Here is a 14,689-nt window from a genome sequence, read left to right as displayed (position 1 = left end):
CTGGCCGCGGACCACCGGCACCACGACTCAGAGACCGTCCGACCCGACCGGTTTGGTCGGGTATCGAACGTGCCGAGCCGGAATCATCGTCACGTTCCCTCTCCTCGCACTACTCTGCGAGGTGGACGATGCCGCTTTTCGAGAGGATTGAACTGAAGTTATTAAATAGAACGCTATTTTAGGTCTACCTAAAATGTCTGAACACGTCGAGCAACTCGTCGGAATCTTGTTCCGAACCCTCGCCGAGGAGGGTCACTCGGAGGCGCAGACGGCCCTGTTAGACGCGTACCAATACAACTCAGAGACCGACAGGGAAGCGCTGGCAGAAGACCTCTTCGCCGAAGTGGTGGGCGGTCTCGACCGTCACCTCGAAACCGAAGAGGAGGTCGGGGTGCTGACGGCGGCGATAGAACAGCTCCTCGACCGGTTCGCCACCGTCGTCGAGGCGGCGCCCGTTGCGATTCTCACCGTCGACGCGCGCGGCCAGATCGAATTGTGGAACGACGGCGCCAAACGAATATTCGGCTGGAGCGAGTCGGAAGTCCAGCAGCGGTCGTATCCCGACGTGCTCGCGGACTCCCCCGAGGAGATGGCGGCGCATTTGACGCAGTTACGAGAGGGGAGCCAACTCACCGGAATCGAGACGCTGCATCGTCACAGAAGCGGCTCGGCTCTCGACGTCCGTATTTGGGCGTCCCCGTTTCACGAGCGTGGCGAGGGATTTGAGGGCGCGACGTTTGTGATAAGTGATATCACAGAACAGAAACAGCGCGAACAGCGGCTCGCCGTGCTCAACCGGGTGCTGCGACACAACATCCGCAACGACGTGGGGATAATCCAAGGGCACCTCGATCTGCTCGCCGAAGGCGGTACCGAAGGGACAGAACATATCCAGGTGATGGACGACCGGCTCTCGAACATCGTCGAACTGAGCAACGCCGCGCGGTACATCGAAACGCTGCGCGACAAAAGCGAGAGCGAACTGACGACAGTTGATCTACGACGCGTGATAAGAGAACGCGCGGACCGGCTGCAACGGGAGTTTGCGGACGCGGAGATCGAGATGACGGTTCCGGAGTCGGCGTCCGTCATGGCTCACACGCTGTTCCCGTACGCGCTGGACAACGTCTTAGACAACGCCGTCGAGCACAACGACGCCGACGCCCCGCTCGTGGATATTACCGTGTCGAGGAGTCGGGAGTCCGCCCGCGACCAGACCACGGTGAGCGTTGCCGACAACGGCCCGGGGCTCCCCGAATTCGAACGGGAGGTACTGACGGCAGAGAAAGAAACGCCGCTCAATCACAGCAACGGGCTGGGCCTCTGGTTGACTCGCTGGATCGTGCGAAACTCGGACGGAACCCTCGTCGTCGACGAGAGCGCGTGGGGTGGCACTCGGATCGTGATCCGGTTGCCGTCGCGGCGCAAGTAGGTTTGACAGCGCGACCGCGTCGTCGACAGAGCACCAGTCGAACCGGAAGGCCTTCACCGCAGAGTGGAAGCCTCCACCGACGACGGCGGACCTCGCGCGTCAGATCCCACGCAGCGCTCGCCACTTCGCGGCGAGAAATCCCGCCAGGATGAACGCGAACCCGACGACGGTCGCCGGCGTCGCCTGCTGCCCGAGCACGATCCACCCCGCCAGCGCCGCGAACACGGGAATGACGTACTCGATGAAGCTCATCTCGATGGGGCCCAGATCGTCGAGGAGCGTGAAGTACAGCAGGAAGCCGCCGACGCCGGCGACCGCGGAGAGGTACGCGACGGCCCCGAGGGCGGACGGCGTCCACGTCGCGGCCGCGAACGACTGTCCGGGCAGCGCGAGCACGGCGACGTGGAGGACGACCGCGCCCACGGCCATCACCCACGCCTGGGTCGAGAGAAATGGCATCGACGGCGACCGGCTGTGGGTGACGACCGCGGCGACGGCGAACGCCAGCGCGGACGCGAGCACGAGCGCCACGCCGACGACGCTGTCGGCGAGGTTCGCGGGGTCCGGATCGGCGATAACGACGACCCCGACGAAGCCGAGCGCCACGCCGATGGCGGTGGCGAGGGTGAACTCCTCGTCCGTGGAGACGAGTCGCGTGAGTGCGGGCGTCACCACGGGGACGAGCCCCAAGAGGACGGCGGCGACGCCGCCGGTGACGTGTCGCTGGCCGGCGAACAGGAAGGCGTGGTGCGCGCCGATGATGAGGGAGCCGCCGACGAGCACGTACACGTAGTCGTCCCGCGTCCGGGGACGGACGTCGACCCCGGAGGCGAACACGGCGGCGAACAACAGCACGGCGGCGACGTCGAAGCGCACGGCGGCGAACGGCACCGCGGGGAGGTCCGCGAGGCCGACGTCCGTCGCCATGAACGCCGTCCCCCAGACCGCACAGAGCAACAAGAAGCGGCCAGCCGTCCGGTAGCGACTCATTCACGAGAGAGTCGCCGCCGACCGCGAAATATGCGTCGAACCGCCCCGGCTGTCGGAGTCTCCGAACCCGCGCTCGGGACGAACTCGGACGAAAAAGCGAGTCTCAGCCTCGTCGCCACTCTTGAGGGAACCGTCGCCAAAGCGGCATGAACACGCCGTAAAACGATCCGATGACGACGGCGGCTGTGAATGCGGCGAACTCCGTACTCGAGACTGCCAACACCTCGAACGCAGCACGGACGACGACGATGACTCCGAGCCCCCAGACCGCTAACGCGGTTCGCGCTCGAAGCGACAGGTTGTAATTGATCACACCGTGGACACTTGGCAAATCGACATATGATTTTTGTCCTTTATATACTGCCAACTCTACTCGATCCGCGGCGCTCATGACGTGTGAGCGAAGCGAGAATGCGGCGGAAGGGATTCGAACCAACGAAAGACGGTCCGGGCGTGCGGCTCGCTTCGCTCGCCGGTCCGGGCTGCGACTTTCTGGGTTCGAAACCATTCCTAATCAGACACCTGCGGCTCGCGAGATGCTCGCCGCAGGAGTGCGGGGGAAGGGATTCGAACCCTCGAACCTCTACAGGAGCGGATCTTAAGTCCGCCGCTTTTGGCCAGGCTCAGCCACCCCCGCTCGAATCTGGATACCCGCGGCGGGGTCAAACCCCTTTCGAATGTCGGTGCCGCACACCGCGGGTGAAACGCGCTCGCGTGGACCGGTCTCGTCTACCAGTCCACCGAGAGCGTCCCGTCACCGTGCGGGTTCGGGGCGATCTCCTTGTCGGTCCGGCGATCGACGACGTGAATCACGCCGCGCTCCTTCTTCGCCGGGCACACCTCGGCGGCGCGGACGTTCTCCTCCAGTTCGTCTTCGCCGATGTAGTAGGATCGCGGTTTGGCCATGCCGCTCTGGATGTCCATCTCCCAGTTGTCGCCGACCTCGGCGCATTTGCCCGCCCCGAAGCATTTGTTTGCCTCGAAGACGATCTTGTACGGTTTCTCCTCGATCGGCGGCCCCTCGCCCCCGATATCGCTCGCGCGCAGCACCTCACCGTCGGCGTCCGCCTCGTCGCTCATACCGGCGATCGGCGCCGACCGGCCTTTCCTCTGTCGGTCGTTTTCAGCCGGTGGGCCTCTCGCGCCGCCCGCGCCGCGATCAGCGATACGCGTCGAGGCCGTCCTCGGGCGCCTCGACGATCTCGTAGCTCCGTTCCGTCCACCCGTCTTCGACGAAGACGAACACGCGGCCGCCGGCGATTTCGGGGTCGGCTATCACTTCGTTGCGCTGCCCCTCGCGGCCGACGATCACGCCGGGGAACACCTCGTCGCGGTCGCCGTCGTCGACCATGACCCGGCCGACGCCGGAGTCTTCGAGAATCTCGTCGTCGGTGTTGTAGTCGTTGACGTACGTCATCACGCCCTCCGTCTCGGTCGGATCGGTGACGAGAACGTGGGTCTCCTTACCGGGGCCGGCCGTCACCGACCCCTCGGCGGCGTCCGGGACCCCGCGGTAGAGCGTGGTTCGCCCGTCGAGGTACTCGACGACGACGCCCTCCTCGCGGAGGTCGATACCGATCGACGTGGGAGGGACGTCGCTGCGTGAGGGTGCTGACATGCGAGTCACTCGGTGCGCGCGCCTCAAAAGCGACGCGTTCGGCGGACGCCCCGCCCGACCCCAGCGTCGTGGTGCGGTGTCCGGGCGCGAGCCGACCGTCAGGGATGGTACATTTAAGTTCTCTCCGGCGGGAGAGTATCTCATGCAACGGACGCGACGGGGACTGTTGGGCGTCGGCGCCGCCGCAGTCGCCGGACTGTCGGGGTGTCTCGGCGTCCAAGGCGTCGAGTATCCCGACGCGGCCGCGCCGGACCCGCCGGCCGTCGACGACGGGGGAGACGGCGGCGAAGGAAGCGACGACGACCCCGGTGAGACCGTCGACGACGGCGACGCCGACCGAGTGCCGAACGAGGCGCTCGCAACCGCGACCCGGAACGTCGTCGACGACGTGGTGTGGTTCGCGAGCGAGTACCCGTCGGCCGTCGAGACGTACCAGCAGGCGGTTCAGACGGTTCTCACCGAGATCGACGCCGTCAGCGAGGCGGCCGACGCGGGCGACGCGGTGCGCGTGGAGATGGCGGACCGGCTCGAAGCGGTCGGCCTCGCGGCCGCCGACACCGCGGCCGACGCGTTAGGGCCGCACTTTCACCCCCGCTCGCGACTCGCCTCGCGCACCGAACGCCACGTCGAGAAGCTGCGGACGTTCGCCCCGCGCGGCGACGTCGACCGCTTCTTAGAGGAGTTGTCGCGGATGCGGCGCGGCTTCGCGGGCATGGCGACCGGCCTCTACGTCGACGCGGCGTTCTCCCGCGACCTGATCCACAACCGACTGCTGAATCGGCTGTTGTACCCGCTCCCGAGGGACACCGAGGAGCGCGAGGAGACCCTCGACGACGCGTTCGTCGAACTGGCGCTCGCGAACCGCGGCTTCGCGACGGTCGCGCGGGAGCCGTACGACACCGACGAGTACGATCGCGCCCGGATTCCGAAGGTGTACGGCTCGGCGTTCGACGGCGCCCGCCGCAGGGAACTGCGCGCGCGATTGGGCCCGATACCGCGGTCGGCAGACCGGACCGAAGAGCTGTTCGTCGCGTTCGCGACGCGGCCCGAAGCCGGCAACCGACCGACCGAGACGTTCACCGGGTGGGCCCACGAACTCGACGGCGTGACGCTGTACGTCCAGCGGTACCCGAACGCACGGATCGCGAGCGACCGCCTCGAAGCCGCCCTCGGCGACGCCGCGACCGAGGGGCGGGCGCCGATCGACCCCGACGCGACCGCGGCCGGCTCCGACTTCTCCGGCAACGCGACGACCGGGGGCGACGGTGAGGGTGCCGACGACGCGAGCCGGTCCGAATCGAGTCAGGGGCCGACGCGGTGGCACCGGGTCTATCATCAAGAGGCTGACGGCGAGCGGTACGGCTACGACGACCACGCCGGGATACAGTACGGCTACGCGGTACAGGCCGGCGAGTTCGTGCTCGCGACCGGCTTCTCCGGGGACGCCTGGGAGGAACGGGCCGGCTGGCAGGGTCCGCTCGCGGACGGGTGGGTGGTCGTCTGATGGACGGAAACGGAATCGGTCTCACGGCGGGCGTGTTCGCAGTCATCGGCGTCGGCGTCGGTCTCGCCGCCGCCGCGACGACGGGGTGGGCGGAGGCCGCGCTCGTCACCGCGGCCACCGGCGAGACCGCGCGGTTCGGCCCGGTGTTCGTCGCCCAGTCGTACCTCGCCGTCACCGCTTCCGCGCTGGCGTTCGCGCCGGTTCTGGCCGGCGTCCTCGGCGTCCTCGTCGGCTCCCGAGCCTACGGCGCCACCGAGGCGGCGACGACCTGCGGCGTCGGCGCGGGCGTCGGCGCGGTGATCTACGGGCTCGTCGTCGTCGTCCTCGTTGTCGCGTCGCAGGGGGAAGCGGCGACGCAGGCGCACGGCATCGCGGACGCGCTCGGATCGCTTCTCACGACCGCGGTCGTCGCCGCCGTCGTCGGCGCGGTGACCGGGGTTCTCGGGTCGGTGACGGGGTGACGATGACGGACCCGTTACGCCCCCGTGACCGAGACGCGAACTCGACGCCCGCCGTCGGCCGGCGACGGCTCCTGGCGGCGACCGTTCCCGCGCTGCTCGCCGGCTGCCTCGTGGAGTCGAGCGAGGGCTCCGCCGACGGGACGGGAGGGGAGACAGGGGCCGGCGAAGCCGACGCCGGCGGAGCCGAGACGGACGGCGCCACCGAGTCGCTGTCGGACGGCGACGAGCCAGCCGCGCAGTCAGAAGGGGAGTCCGACGAGGAGTCCGTCCCGGAGTCGGTCGGACCGGACGGGTCGGGGCTCGTCGTGACCGCGACCGAGATCTTCGAGGTGACGACGGACGGGTTCGAGACGACGGTCCGGGCGCGGTTCACCGTCGAGAACCGCGGGCGGTTCACCTACGGAACCGTGCTGTTCCGCGTGGACGCCTACGCGACGCGGCCGAGTTCCTCCGAGCGCGAGGCGGTCGGCGAGACGTACGTCCGACAGCAGTACACGTCGGACGACCGCTTCGTCGACGGCACCGAGCAGTTCGTCGTCGACATCACCTTCCGGAATTCGGCGAGTGCGGCGCGGGCCCACCCGGACTGGTACGAGGTCGACGCCGCCGTTCGCCGGGCGGAGCCGGTTTAAACCCCCGCGAGGCGAGGGGGCGGCTCCCCGCCCCTCTCGTCATCGAGAGACTCGCCGTGATCGCTACCTCTTTGTCCGCGCTCGCGAGCCGTGAGTGCATGGAGGGACGCGCAGCGGCGCTCGGCGCGGGAACCGTGTCGAACGCGCTCGCGACGGGTACCGGCGCGGCCTTCGGTATCGACGTCGAGACGCGCGCAACGGTGACGCTCGACCCGGACGCGAACGGTGTCGACGGACGGATCAGCGAGGCCCCCGACGCCGACACCGCGCTGATCGAGCGCTGCGTCGCGCTCGCGACCGAGCGATGGGGCGACGGCGAAGGCGGGGCCGTCCGAACCGACAGCGACGTACCGCTCGCGGCGGGACTGAAAAGCTCCAGCGCGGCGGCCAACGCGACCGTGCTGGCGACCTGCGACGCGCTCGGGCTGACCGTGGGAGACGAGGCCGGCGACGCGGCCCCGGCGGTCGACGTCACCCGAATCGAGGCCTGCCGGCTCGGCGTGCGGGCCGCCCGCGAGGCGGGCGTGACGGTCACGGGGGCGTTCGACGACGCGACAGCCTCGATGCTCGGCGGCGTCACCGTCACCGACAACGGGGCCGACGAACTGCGCTCGCGGGAGGCCGTCGACTGGGACGTGCTCGTGTGGACCCCGCCCGAGCGCGCCTACAGCGCCGACGCCGACGTGGCGCGCTGTGAGGCCGTCGCGCCGATGGCCGACCTCGTGACCGACCTTGCGCTCGACGGGCGCTACGCCGAGGCGATGACGGTCAACGGGCTCGCCTTCTCGGCCGCGCTCGGGTTCGACGCCGACCCCGCGGTCGAGGCGATGCCCCACGCGACCGGGGTGTCGCTTTCGGGCACCGGTCCGAGCGTCGTCGCCGTCGCGGACCCGACCGACCCCGACACCGACCTCGACGCGGTCGCCGACGCGTGGGGCGAGCGCCCCGGCACGCTGCGAGAGACTACGACCAGAAACGACGGTGCTGCCGTCAGCGGAGAGTGAACCCTATGAGCGAAACACCGAACCCCGAAGAGATGAGTCTGGACGAACTGCGCCGAGAGATCGAAGACATCGATCAGGAGATCGTCGAACTGATCGCGCGCCGAACCTACGTCGCCGACACGGTGGCGGCCGTGAAAGAAGAGCGCGACCTCCCGACGACCGACGAGGGCCAAGAGGAGCGCGTGATGGAGCGCGCCGGCGCGAACGCCGAGCGTTTCGACGTCGACGCGAACCTCGTGAAAGCGATCTTCCGCCTGCTGATCGAACTGAACAAGGTCGAGCAAAGAGAGAGCCGGTAGCTCAGTCGAGGCCGAGACTTAGCTGTAACGCCTCGTCGACTTCAGCCATCGTAGGTCCGTCGAGTGAACCGACGACCGAGTGAATCCGTTCCGGAACCGAGACGGTCCGAATCTGGTCGAGCCGGATTGACGAATCCTTTTCGAGCGGTGACCCGTCCGCGTCGACTCACGTGCGGCTCACCCACGACGAACTCGCCGACGCTCGCCGCCTGTGTCCCCGCGAAGACCGCCGCGGGCGACGAGCCCGTGTTCGTCACCGTCGACGCAACTCGATGCAGGCACCCGGCGAGCGAGCCGACCGCGACGGCACCGCTCGCCGCGAGGAGGCGCCGACGACTAACGGTACCATGTGACACGGCCCGTCGGGTACCGGGGGGTGTTGGTGTACTCATAATCACGTCTCAGAGGAGCGGCACAAACTTAATTATAGTTATATTTCTGAATTGGCTTTTTGTGCCGGGGACTTAAAAAGCCGATCGACGCACGGCTGCTGCGACGGCCTCACGACTCAGTGGCGCCGGTGACGCGGTCGGCCGCGGGGAGTCGGTCGCGTCGGTAGAGCCCCGCGGCGACGACGAGGACGACGACGAGCCCGCCCGCGAACCCGCGGAACACCGTGGTGAACGGGTAGCCGGCCTCGACGAGCGCGCCGACGACGCCGCTTCCGGAGGCTTCGAGGGCGATCGAGAGCCCGCTGAACGCGGCGAACGTACCGGCGCGCGTGTCGGCCGGGAGCGCCGAGAGGACGTAGGTGTCGAGCGCGGGGAACAGGCCGTGGATGGTGTAACCGAGGACGACCGACACCGCGCCGAGCGCGACCGCGCCGCTGAACAGGGTCACGCCGAACACTCCGGCGGTGAACGCGCCGACGAGTCCGAGGATGTACGGGATCGTCGGCAGCCGGTCGACGAGCGCGCCGCTGGCCCAGAACGCCGGTATCCCCGCCGCGAACGTGATCGTCAGGAGCGCGTTCGCGGTCCCCGGATCGAGTCCCCGACCGAGCATCACGGAGACGTAGAAGTTGAACAGCCCCTGCCAGACGAACCCGGCGGCACTGATAAACAGCATCCCCGTGAGAACGACCCGCCAGTTGCCGAGCACGCCGCGGAAGTTCCGCGCCGGCGGCGCCTCCGGGGATCGTTCGGTCCCTCGGAGGCCGACGGCGAAGACGAGGGTGGTCAGGAGGCCCGCGGCCGCGAGCAGCCAGAACACGGCCCGCCAGGTGGTGACGGCGACGACCGACACGACGACCGTCGGGGCGGCCACGGCCGCGAGTTGCGCCGCAGTCCCGTGAATCCCGATGCGCTTGCCGACCCGGTCGGGGTACAGCTCCCCGATGAGCGGCACCGCGGAGACGAAGTACGTGCCGGAGGCGACGCCGACGGCGAGGACCCCGATCCGAAACGTCCGGATGTCGGGCGACGACGCGGTGAGGGCGGCCGCCGCGGTGAGCATCACGCCGGACGCGACGACGACCCGTCGCCTGGAGACGCGCGTGAGCACGTAACTCAGCGGGAGCCGGGGGAGCGCGGTGCCGAACCAGACGAGCGAGACGATGGCGCCGACGGTCGCCGGCCCGACGTCAAACGCGGCTTGGAGCGGCTCGACGAGCGGCGCAAAGACGACGCGCCCGAAGTTGACAACGAAGACCATCCCGAGCAGGCCCCCGTACAGACGGCGAGTCATGACCTAGTAGTCACCGGACGGCGGTGTAGTTCGTTGTGGTTGCGACGGCACTCGGCGTCGGCGGACTCGTCACACCGAGCGGTTCGTCTGAAACGACGGTGCTGAATTGTGGATACCGATCAATCAGTAGGCTGCGTCTGTGTTTCCTGACCGTCGACGAGAACCCCGCCGTCGGACGTGACAGAGACCGTATGTTCGGGGAGTTCGAATTCGAGTTGCCACGTGCTGGTCTCGTGTTTCGCGAGCTGTTCGATAGCGTGTAGATCGACGTGTTCGGCGAGAATGACTTCGAGATCGCTCGGATCGACGTCCTTCCTCTCAGAAATCGCTGCAATGATACTCGTCGTGAGATCGTCGTACATCCTACTGGTAAACACATACGACGGACGATAATAAAAACCAGACGGTGAGCCACGCGGCGTCGCTTGCGACCGACGAGATCGAGTCGATCGAAGCGCAGGCGAACGAGGCGGCCGGACAGGTCGCGGCGCTCGAAGCGGACATGAATGAGATCGGCGAGATCGTCGAGATGATCTCCGGGATCGCGGAGAAGACGAACATTTTGGCGCTCAACGCGTCGATCGAGGCGGCGCGTGCCGGCGAGGCCGGGGAGGGGTTCGGCGTCGTCGCCTCCGAGGTGAAGTCGCTCGCGGAGGAGGCGTCGGAGGCGACGGCCGCCGTCGAAGCGCGCATCGAGAACGCACAAGCAAGCACGACGGAGACCGTCGCGGGGATGGAGCAGATGAGCGAGCGCGTCGAGCGCGGGTCGGAGACGATCGAGAGCGCGATCGAGATGTTCGACGAGATCGCGGACGCGGTCCAGGAGGCCGAAAGCGGGATCCGAGAGATCAGCGACGCGACCGACGACCAGGCCGCCTCGACGGAGGAGGTCGTCTCGGTGGTGGACGAAGTGGCGAGCGTGAGCGAACAGACCGCCGCGGAGGCGAGCAACGTCTCGGCGGCGACCGAAGAGCAGACCTCGTCGCTCGCGGAGACCGCCGAGACGATTCAAGAGCTCTCCGCGTTGGCCGGAGACCTCAACGACCAGGTGGCGGGGTTCGAAACGACGACGGAGATGACGGTTCAGGTGACCCCACAGACGCAGGCAGCGACCGACGGCGGCGCAGCGTCCGCGTCCCGCTCCTCGGAGCGGTCCGACTGATTCCCGGTCGCGGGGAGCCATCTTCGCGGAGGTGTTTTAAAACGACGACCGTGCCACGGTGACCGGACCGGCGCGGTCACGGACGCCTCCGTGCCGGACTTGTAAGCGTTTAAAAGTGACCGCCTGCGACGACGCAGCGGTTTCGGTGTGAGTCGGGTCAGTCCGTCGCGTCCTCGTCCGCGAGGGGCAACTCGACCGTGACGGTCGTCCCCTCCTCGGAGCCCTCGAACGTCACGTTCCCGCCGGAGTGTTGCACGATGAGGTACACCATCCACAGGCCGAACCCCTGTCCGTGGTAGGTGGGGTTTTCGGCGGTTCGGTTGACGAGGACGTTCACCTCCATCTCCGGGATGCCGGGACCGCTGTCCGAAACGATCACGCGAGCGGTGTCGGCGCCGACCTTGACGGCGACATCGATCGTCGGCGACTCGCTGTCGGTGTGTTGGATGGCGTTCTCGATGAGCTCCCCGAGCGCCTCCGCCAGTTTGGGCAACGCGTCGACCCAGATGTCGTCGGGGCCGGAGAGCGACACCGTCGCGTGCGGGTACGCCCCCTCGAACTCGTCGACGATCGATCGGAGCAGCGGCATGAGTTCGATCGTCGTCGGGTTGAGCGGCGACCGGAGCAGTTCCGTGATCGCGCGTTCCTTCTCCACGTTCTGGAGGAGCGTCGTGCTGGTCCGTTCGATGATCGCCCCGTACTCCGCGACCGGCGGGTCGGCCTTCTGCTGGACGAGTTCGGCGTGTCCCTGTACGACGTTCAACGAGTTTCGGAGGTTGTGACGCAGGTAGCGGTCCAAGATCCCGAGCTGTCGCTGCTGTTGCATGAGGTCGCTCACGTCCTCTTGGAACCCGATGAAGTTGGTCAACGAGCCGTCCTCGTCGTACACGGGCGAGACGGTCAGACGGTTCCAGAACAGCGATCCGTCTTTCCGATAGTTTCGGAGCGTGACCGTCACCGTCTTCTCGGCGTCTATCGCCTTGCGGACGGTGCGGACGTGTTCTTCGAGCGTGTCCGTTCCCTGGAGAAACCGGCAGTTGCGGCCGAGCGCTTCCTCCCGCGTGTACCCCGTCATGTCGAGGAACCCCTCGTTCACGTATATCAGCGGGTTGTCCTCGCGGTCGGGGTCGCTGAGCGTGATCCCGATGGGCGCGCTCTCGACGGCGTTCGACATGCGCTTTCGCTCCACTTCCCGCTTTTTCCGGTTGGTGATGTCCTGTATCGCGCCTCGAACGCGGAGGACCTCGCCGTCGTCGCCTTGCGGCTCGCCGAGGGTCCGAACCCAGCGCTCTTCCCCGTCGGGACGAGTGATCCTGAGTTCGAGGTCGTACGGCTCGCCCTCCTCTACGGCCCGATCGAACGCCTCGCGGATGGCCGGGCGGTCCGTGGGATGGTATAACTCGAAGTGTTCTTCGATCGGGATATCCGCCGCCGACTGCACTCCGAGAATTCGGTCGACGCCGCGGCTCACCCACTGCTCACCGGTCTGAACGTCGTACTCCCACGCCCCGAGGCTGGCGATCTCCTGTGCTTGCCGGAACAGGTCCACCTGTCGTTCGAGCCGCGCCGACTGCGCCCGCCGAACCGTGATGTCTTCGAGCGTCGCGACGACGTACTCGATCGACCCGGACGCGTCCCGAACCGGCGCCACGTTCACCGACACGTTGGTCTCGGGGCCCTGTGGGTGCCTGATCGTGTACTCGCGTCCGTAGACCGGTTTGTTCGTCTCGAACACGCGGGAGAAGGGCAGTTCCTCGGCAGGGATCTCGGTGCCCTCGTCGTCGACGGCGACCCAGTCGCTCTCGTTGTAGACCGTTCCGGCGATGCTCGCCGGGTCGGCGTCGAACAGCTCTCCGGCGCGCTCGTTCGCCTGGACGATGGTACCGTCCTGCTCGATGACGAGTTTCGCCAGCGGGCTGGACTGAAACACCAACTCCGAGAACTGTTTCTGCTCGTTCACCGTGCTGGTGAACTCCCGCATCGTGAGCAGCTTCTCGATGCGCGAGGTGAACTCGGCCTTCGAGACGGGGATCTGCAGGATGTCGTCGGCCTCCGCCAACAGCGACTCGTCGAACGACTGCCACGGGTCGGCGGTCGTCGGCTCCGAGAGCACCGCCACCGGAGCGAACAGCGACCCCTCCTCGGCCTTCCACGTGACGAACCGCTCCGGCGATCGCTGGAAGGCCCGCTCGTCGACGATACAGAGGTCGGTTCCGTCGGGAACCGCCCCGGAGAACTCGACGATTTCGAACGCCGCGAACAGGTCCGTGAGTAGCTCCCGGTTCTGATCGCGCTCGATGTCGAACGCGAGGTGAACCGGACCGCGCTCACGAGCCAGCGTCATCTCTCGGCGTCGCCTGGGTCGTCGTCATCCGACCGACTGGCCGGGTTAGCCATCCCAGTGAGCAGGCCGTGGTACTCCGAGAGCGGGCCGCCGATCGTGAGGCCGTCGCTGGATATCCGCAGTTCGCGCAGCGAGTTGTCGAAGTCGCCGTACCGCATCTTCAACACGCCGATGGCCTTCTCCAGCCGGCCGTCCACTTCGAGGTACCGGAGGAAGACGATGTTGTCCGCGAGGTAGCTGATGTGGTGTTCCGTCGGCGAGAACTCCCCGGTCACGTACGACACCTCTTCGAGGAGGACCACCGTCACGCCCACGCGCTTCAGGTATCGACAGAGCGCGTGGAGTTCGCGGGTCAACGCCCCGTCGGAGTCGTCGCCGCGGAGCCCCTGTCGGTACCCCGTAACGCCGTCTAACATCACGAACTCGATGTCGCGCTCTTCGACCGCCTCCCTGACGTGCGTGGCGAACTCGTCGGGGCTCCGTTTCAACGCCTCCACCTCCTCGATTTCGAGGGTACCTTCGTCGACGAGCGATCGCACGTCCAGCCCCAACTGCTCGCTCCGATAGAGGTAATCCGCGCGCAGTTCCTCGAAGAGGTAGCCGATGGCCCGCTCGCCCCGCTTCGCGGCGGCCTGCAGGAACAGCGAGCCGGTCGTCGTCTTGCCGACGCCGGAGGGGCCCGAGATGACCGTCACCGAGCCGCGGGGGATGCCGCCGGAGAGCAGGTCGTCGAGGTTCGGGACGTCGGAGGGCAACTGCGTGCGCTCGTAGTCCTCGTGGTAGTCGCCGGGGACGAGTTTCGGATAGACGACCGCCCCTCGTCCGGCGTGGATCCGCAGGGTGTGATAGCCGCTCGCGAAGTCCGACCCGCGGTACTTCGTCACTTCGAGGGTCCGGCGCTCCGTGGTCTTCCGGAGTTCGACGACCGTGTTCGCGAGGAACTGGAGGTCGTCCTCGGCCGGTCGGTCGCCCAGTTGGGCGGTACAGAGCGTCGTGATGTTCCGCTCCGTGAGCGCGCTGAAAAGCGCCGCGACCTTGCGCCGAAACTGGAAGTCGTCGGGGAGCAGCGCCCGCAGTTCCGAGAGCGGGTCGATCACGAGGCGGTCGGCGTCGCTCTCCCGGAGCCGCGACCCGATCTGGCCTAACAGCTCTTCGCCGTCGACCTCCTCGGTCGGGAAGACGGTGTAGGAGTCGTCGTCGAAGAACTGCTCGCCCGCGGGGCTTAAATCCAGCACCGAAACGTCCGAGAGATCGATTCCCAGCGCCTCGGCGTTTCGCCGGAGCTGGTCTTCCGCCTCTTCGAACCCGACGTAGAGCCCGGAGTCGCCGGCGGCCAGGAACTGCAAGGCGACTATCGTCTTCCCGGACCCCGGTCCGCCGAACACGACCGTCGTCTGCCCCGCTGGGACGCCGCCGGCCAAGACGCCATCGAAGCCGGGCGTCCCGGACGGCGTCTTCGGCAAACTATCGGGAGTCATAGATGTTCTTGATGCGGGTAATCCACATAATAATAACGGGTCCGCTCCCCCGTCCGGCCGGTCCGAGCGCGTTCGCTCG

General features: G+C 67.4%; 15 protein-coding genes, 1 tRNA gene and 1 pseudogene. 7 read left to right on the top strand and 10 right to left on the bottom strand.

Annotated elements, in window-relative coordinates:
* Positions 1-193: 193 nt before the first annotated feature.
* A complete protein-coding gene (locus tag DOS48_RS23055) occupies positions 194-1,432 on the top strand; it encodes a PAS domain S-box protein (RefSeq protein WP_127117954.1) in 1,239 nt (412 codons plus the stop codon).
* Between the two features lie 99 nt (positions 1,433-1,531).
* Here DOS48_RS23055 and DOS48_RS23050 read toward each other — a convergent pair whose 3' ends face one another.
* From DOS48_RS23050 to DOS48_RS23030, 5 genes are all read right to left on the bottom strand, one after another.
* Positions 1,532-2,422: a DMT family transporter gene (locus tag DOS48_RS23050; protein WP_127117953.1), complete on the bottom strand. Its 891-nt coding sequence runs from the start codon at positions 2,420-2,422 to the stop codon at positions 1,532-1,534.
* A gap of 103 nt (positions 2,423-2,525) precedes the next feature.
* Positions 2,526-2,735, bottom strand: coding sequence for a hypothetical protein (locus DOS48_RS23045; RefSeq protein ID WP_210755376.1), 210 nt, complete (start codon positions 2,733-2,735; stop codon positions 2,526-2,528).
* Positions 2,736-2,974: 239 nt separating this feature from the next.
* Positions 2,975-3,059, bottom strand: a tRNA-Leu gene (locus tag DOS48_RS23040).
* Positions 3,060-3,151: 92 nt separating this feature from the next.
* On the bottom strand, positions 3,152-3,502 hold the full coding sequence (locus DOS48_RS23035; protein ID WP_127117952.1) for a ferredoxin: 351 nt from the start codon (positions 3,500-3,502) through the stop codon (positions 3,152-3,154).
* A 79-nt stretch (positions 3,503-3,581) separates the two neighbouring features.
* Positions 3,582-4,040, bottom strand: a complete 459-nt coding sequence (locus DOS48_RS23030; protein ID WP_127117951.1) for a DUF5796 family protein — start codon at positions 4,038-4,040, stop codon at positions 3,582-3,584.
* 142 nt (positions 4,041-4,182) lie between these two features.
* On the opposite strand from DOS48_RS23030, the gene DOS48_RS23025 reads away from it, so the two are divergent.
* The 5 genes from DOS48_RS23025 to DOS48_RS23005 all read left to right on the top strand — a co-directional run bounded on the left by DOS48_RS23025 (position 4,183) and on the right by DOS48_RS23005 (position 7,940).
* A complete protein-coding gene (locus DOS48_RS23025; protein WP_127117950.1) occupies positions 4,183-5,544 on the top strand; it encodes a hypothetical protein in 1,362 nt (453 codons plus the stop codon).
* Positions 5,544-6,005, top strand: a complete 462-nt coding sequence (locus DOS48_RS23020) for a hypothetical protein (protein ID WP_127117949.1) — start codon at positions 5,544-5,546, stop codon at positions 6,003-6,005. The genes DOS48_RS23025 and DOS48_RS23020 overlap by 1 nt, the downstream gene beginning before the upstream one ends.
* Positions 6,006-6,007: 2 nt before the next feature.
* Positions 6,008-6,637, top strand: a complete 630-nt coding sequence (locus DOS48_RS23015) for a hypothetical protein (protein WP_127117948.1) — start codon at positions 6,008-6,010, stop codon at positions 6,635-6,637.
* Positions 6,638-6,735: 98 nt separating this feature from the next.
* Positions 6,736-7,641, top strand: a complete 906-nt coding sequence (locus DOS48_RS23010; protein WP_127117947.1) for a shikimate kinase — start codon at positions 6,736-6,738, stop codon at positions 7,639-7,641.
* A 5-nt stretch (positions 7,642-7,646) separates the two neighbouring features.
* Positions 7,647-7,940, top strand: coding sequence for a chorismate mutase (locus DOS48_RS23005; RefSeq protein ID WP_127117946.1), 294 nt, complete (start codon positions 7,647-7,649; stop codon positions 7,938-7,940).
* Position 7,941: 1 nt separating this feature from the next.
* On the opposite strand, the pseudogene DOS48_RS23000 reads toward DOS48_RS23005, so the two are convergent.
* The 3 genes and pseudogenes from DOS48_RS23000 to DOS48_RS22990 form a co-directional block, all read right to left on the bottom strand.
* Positions 7,942-8,106 (bottom strand): annotated as a pseudogene (locus DOS48_RS23000) (type II toxin-antitoxin system PemK/MazF family toxin); the annotation flags it as partial.
* Between the two features lie 335 nt (positions 8,107-8,441).
* Entirely contained in the window at positions 8,442-9,626 is a 1,185-nt protein-coding gene (locus tag DOS48_RS22995; protein ID WP_127117945.1) for an MFS transporter, read from the bottom strand.
* A gap of 119 nt (positions 9,627-9,745) precedes the next feature.
* Entirely contained in the window at positions 9,746-9,988 is a 243-nt protein-coding gene (locus DOS48_RS22990; protein WP_127117944.1) for a HalOD1 output domain-containing protein, read from the bottom strand.
* Between the two features lie 44 nt (positions 9,989-10,032).
* Here DOS48_RS22990 and DOS48_RS22985 point away from each other — a divergent pair, with 44 nt between their 5' ends.
* Complete coding sequence (locus DOS48_RS22985) at positions 10,033-10,788, top strand: methyl-accepting chemotaxis protein (RefSeq protein ID WP_244629327.1); 756 nt, start codon at positions 10,033-10,035, stop codon at positions 10,786-10,788.
* 157 nt (positions 10,789-10,945) lie between these two features.
* Here DOS48_RS22985 and DOS48_RS22980 read toward each other — a convergent pair whose 3' ends face one another.
* Together DOS48_RS22980 and DOS48_RS22975 are read right to left on the bottom strand one after the other, a co-directional pair.
* A complete protein-coding gene (locus tag DOS48_RS22980) occupies positions 10,946-13,132 on the bottom strand; it encodes a PAS domain S-box protein (RefSeq protein ID WP_127117943.1) in 2,187 nt (728 codons plus the stop codon).
* The gene (locus DOS48_RS22975; RefSeq protein ID WP_127117942.1) at positions 13,129-14,610 is read right to left on the bottom strand and encodes an ATPase domain-containing protein; all 1,482 of its coding nucleotides are present in this window, start codon (positions 14,608-14,610) and stop codon (positions 13,129-13,131) included. Before DOS48_RS22975 ends, DOS48_RS22980 begins: the two co-directional genes overlap by 4 nt.
* Positions 14,611-14,689 lie beyond the last annotated feature (79 nt).

Origin of the sequence: Halorubrum sp. PV6, assembly GCF_003990725.2 — an archaeon.
GTDB lineage: Archaea > Halobacteriota > Halobacteria > Halobacteriales > Haloferacaceae > Halorubrum.
Note: the sequence above shows the minus strand (reverse complement) of the source record. Positions and strands in the feature narration are given on the sequence as shown.

What these genes read in the sequence shown, in the direction of transcription:
- DOS48_RS23055 (WP_127117954.1), top strand. Translation starts at nt 194, where the DNA reads ATGTCTGAACACGTCGAGCAACTCGTCGGAATCTTGTTCCGAACCCTC.
- DOS48_RS23050 (WP_127117953.1), bottom strand. Translation starts at nt 2,422, where the DNA reads ATGAGTCGCTACCGGACGGCTGGCCGCTTCTTGTTGCTCTGTGCGGTC.
- DOS48_RS23035 (WP_127117952.1), bottom strand. Translation starts at nt 3,502, where the DNA reads ATGAGCGACGAGGCGGACGCCGACGGTGAGGTGCTGCGCGCGAGCGAT.
- DOS48_RS23030 (WP_127117951.1), bottom strand. Translation starts at nt 4,040, where the DNA reads ATGTCAGCACCCTCACGCAGCGACGTCCCTCCCACGTCGATCGGTATC.
- DOS48_RS23025 (WP_127117950.1), top strand. Translation starts at nt 4,183, where the DNA reads ATGCAACGGACGCGACGGGGACTGTTGGGCGTCGGCGCCGCCGCAGTC.
- DOS48_RS23020 (WP_127117949.1), top strand. Translation starts at nt 5,544, where the DNA reads ATGGACGGAAACGGAATCGGTCTCACGGCGGGCGTGTTCGCAGTCATC.
- DOS48_RS23015 (WP_127117948.1), top strand. Translation starts at nt 6,008, where the DNA reads ATGACGGACCCGTTACGCCCCCGTGACCGAGACGCGAACTCGACGCCC.
- DOS48_RS23010 (WP_127117947.1), top strand. Translation starts at nt 6,736, where the DNA reads ATGGAGGGACGCGCAGCGGCGCTCGGCGCGGGAACCGTGTCGAACGCG.
- DOS48_RS23005 (WP_127117946.1), top strand. Translation starts at nt 7,647, where the DNA reads ATGAGCGAAACACCGAACCCCGAAGAGATGAGTCTGGACGAACTGCGC.
- DOS48_RS22995 (WP_127117945.1), bottom strand. Translation starts at nt 9,626, where the DNA reads ATGACTCGCCGTCTGTACGGGGGCCTGCTCGGGATGGTCTTCGTTGTC.
- DOS48_RS22990 (WP_127117944.1), bottom strand. Translation starts at nt 9,988, where the DNA reads ATGTACGACGATCTCACGACGAGTATCATTGCAGCGATTTCTGAGAGG.
- DOS48_RS22980 (WP_127117943.1), bottom strand. Translation starts at nt 13,132, where the DNA reads ATGACGCTGGCTCGTGAGCGCGGTCCGGTTCACCTCGCGTTCGACATC.
- DOS48_RS22975 (WP_127117942.1), bottom strand. Translation starts at nt 14,610, where the DNA reads ATGACTCCCGATAGTTTGCCGAAGACGCCGTCCGGGACGCCCGGCTTC.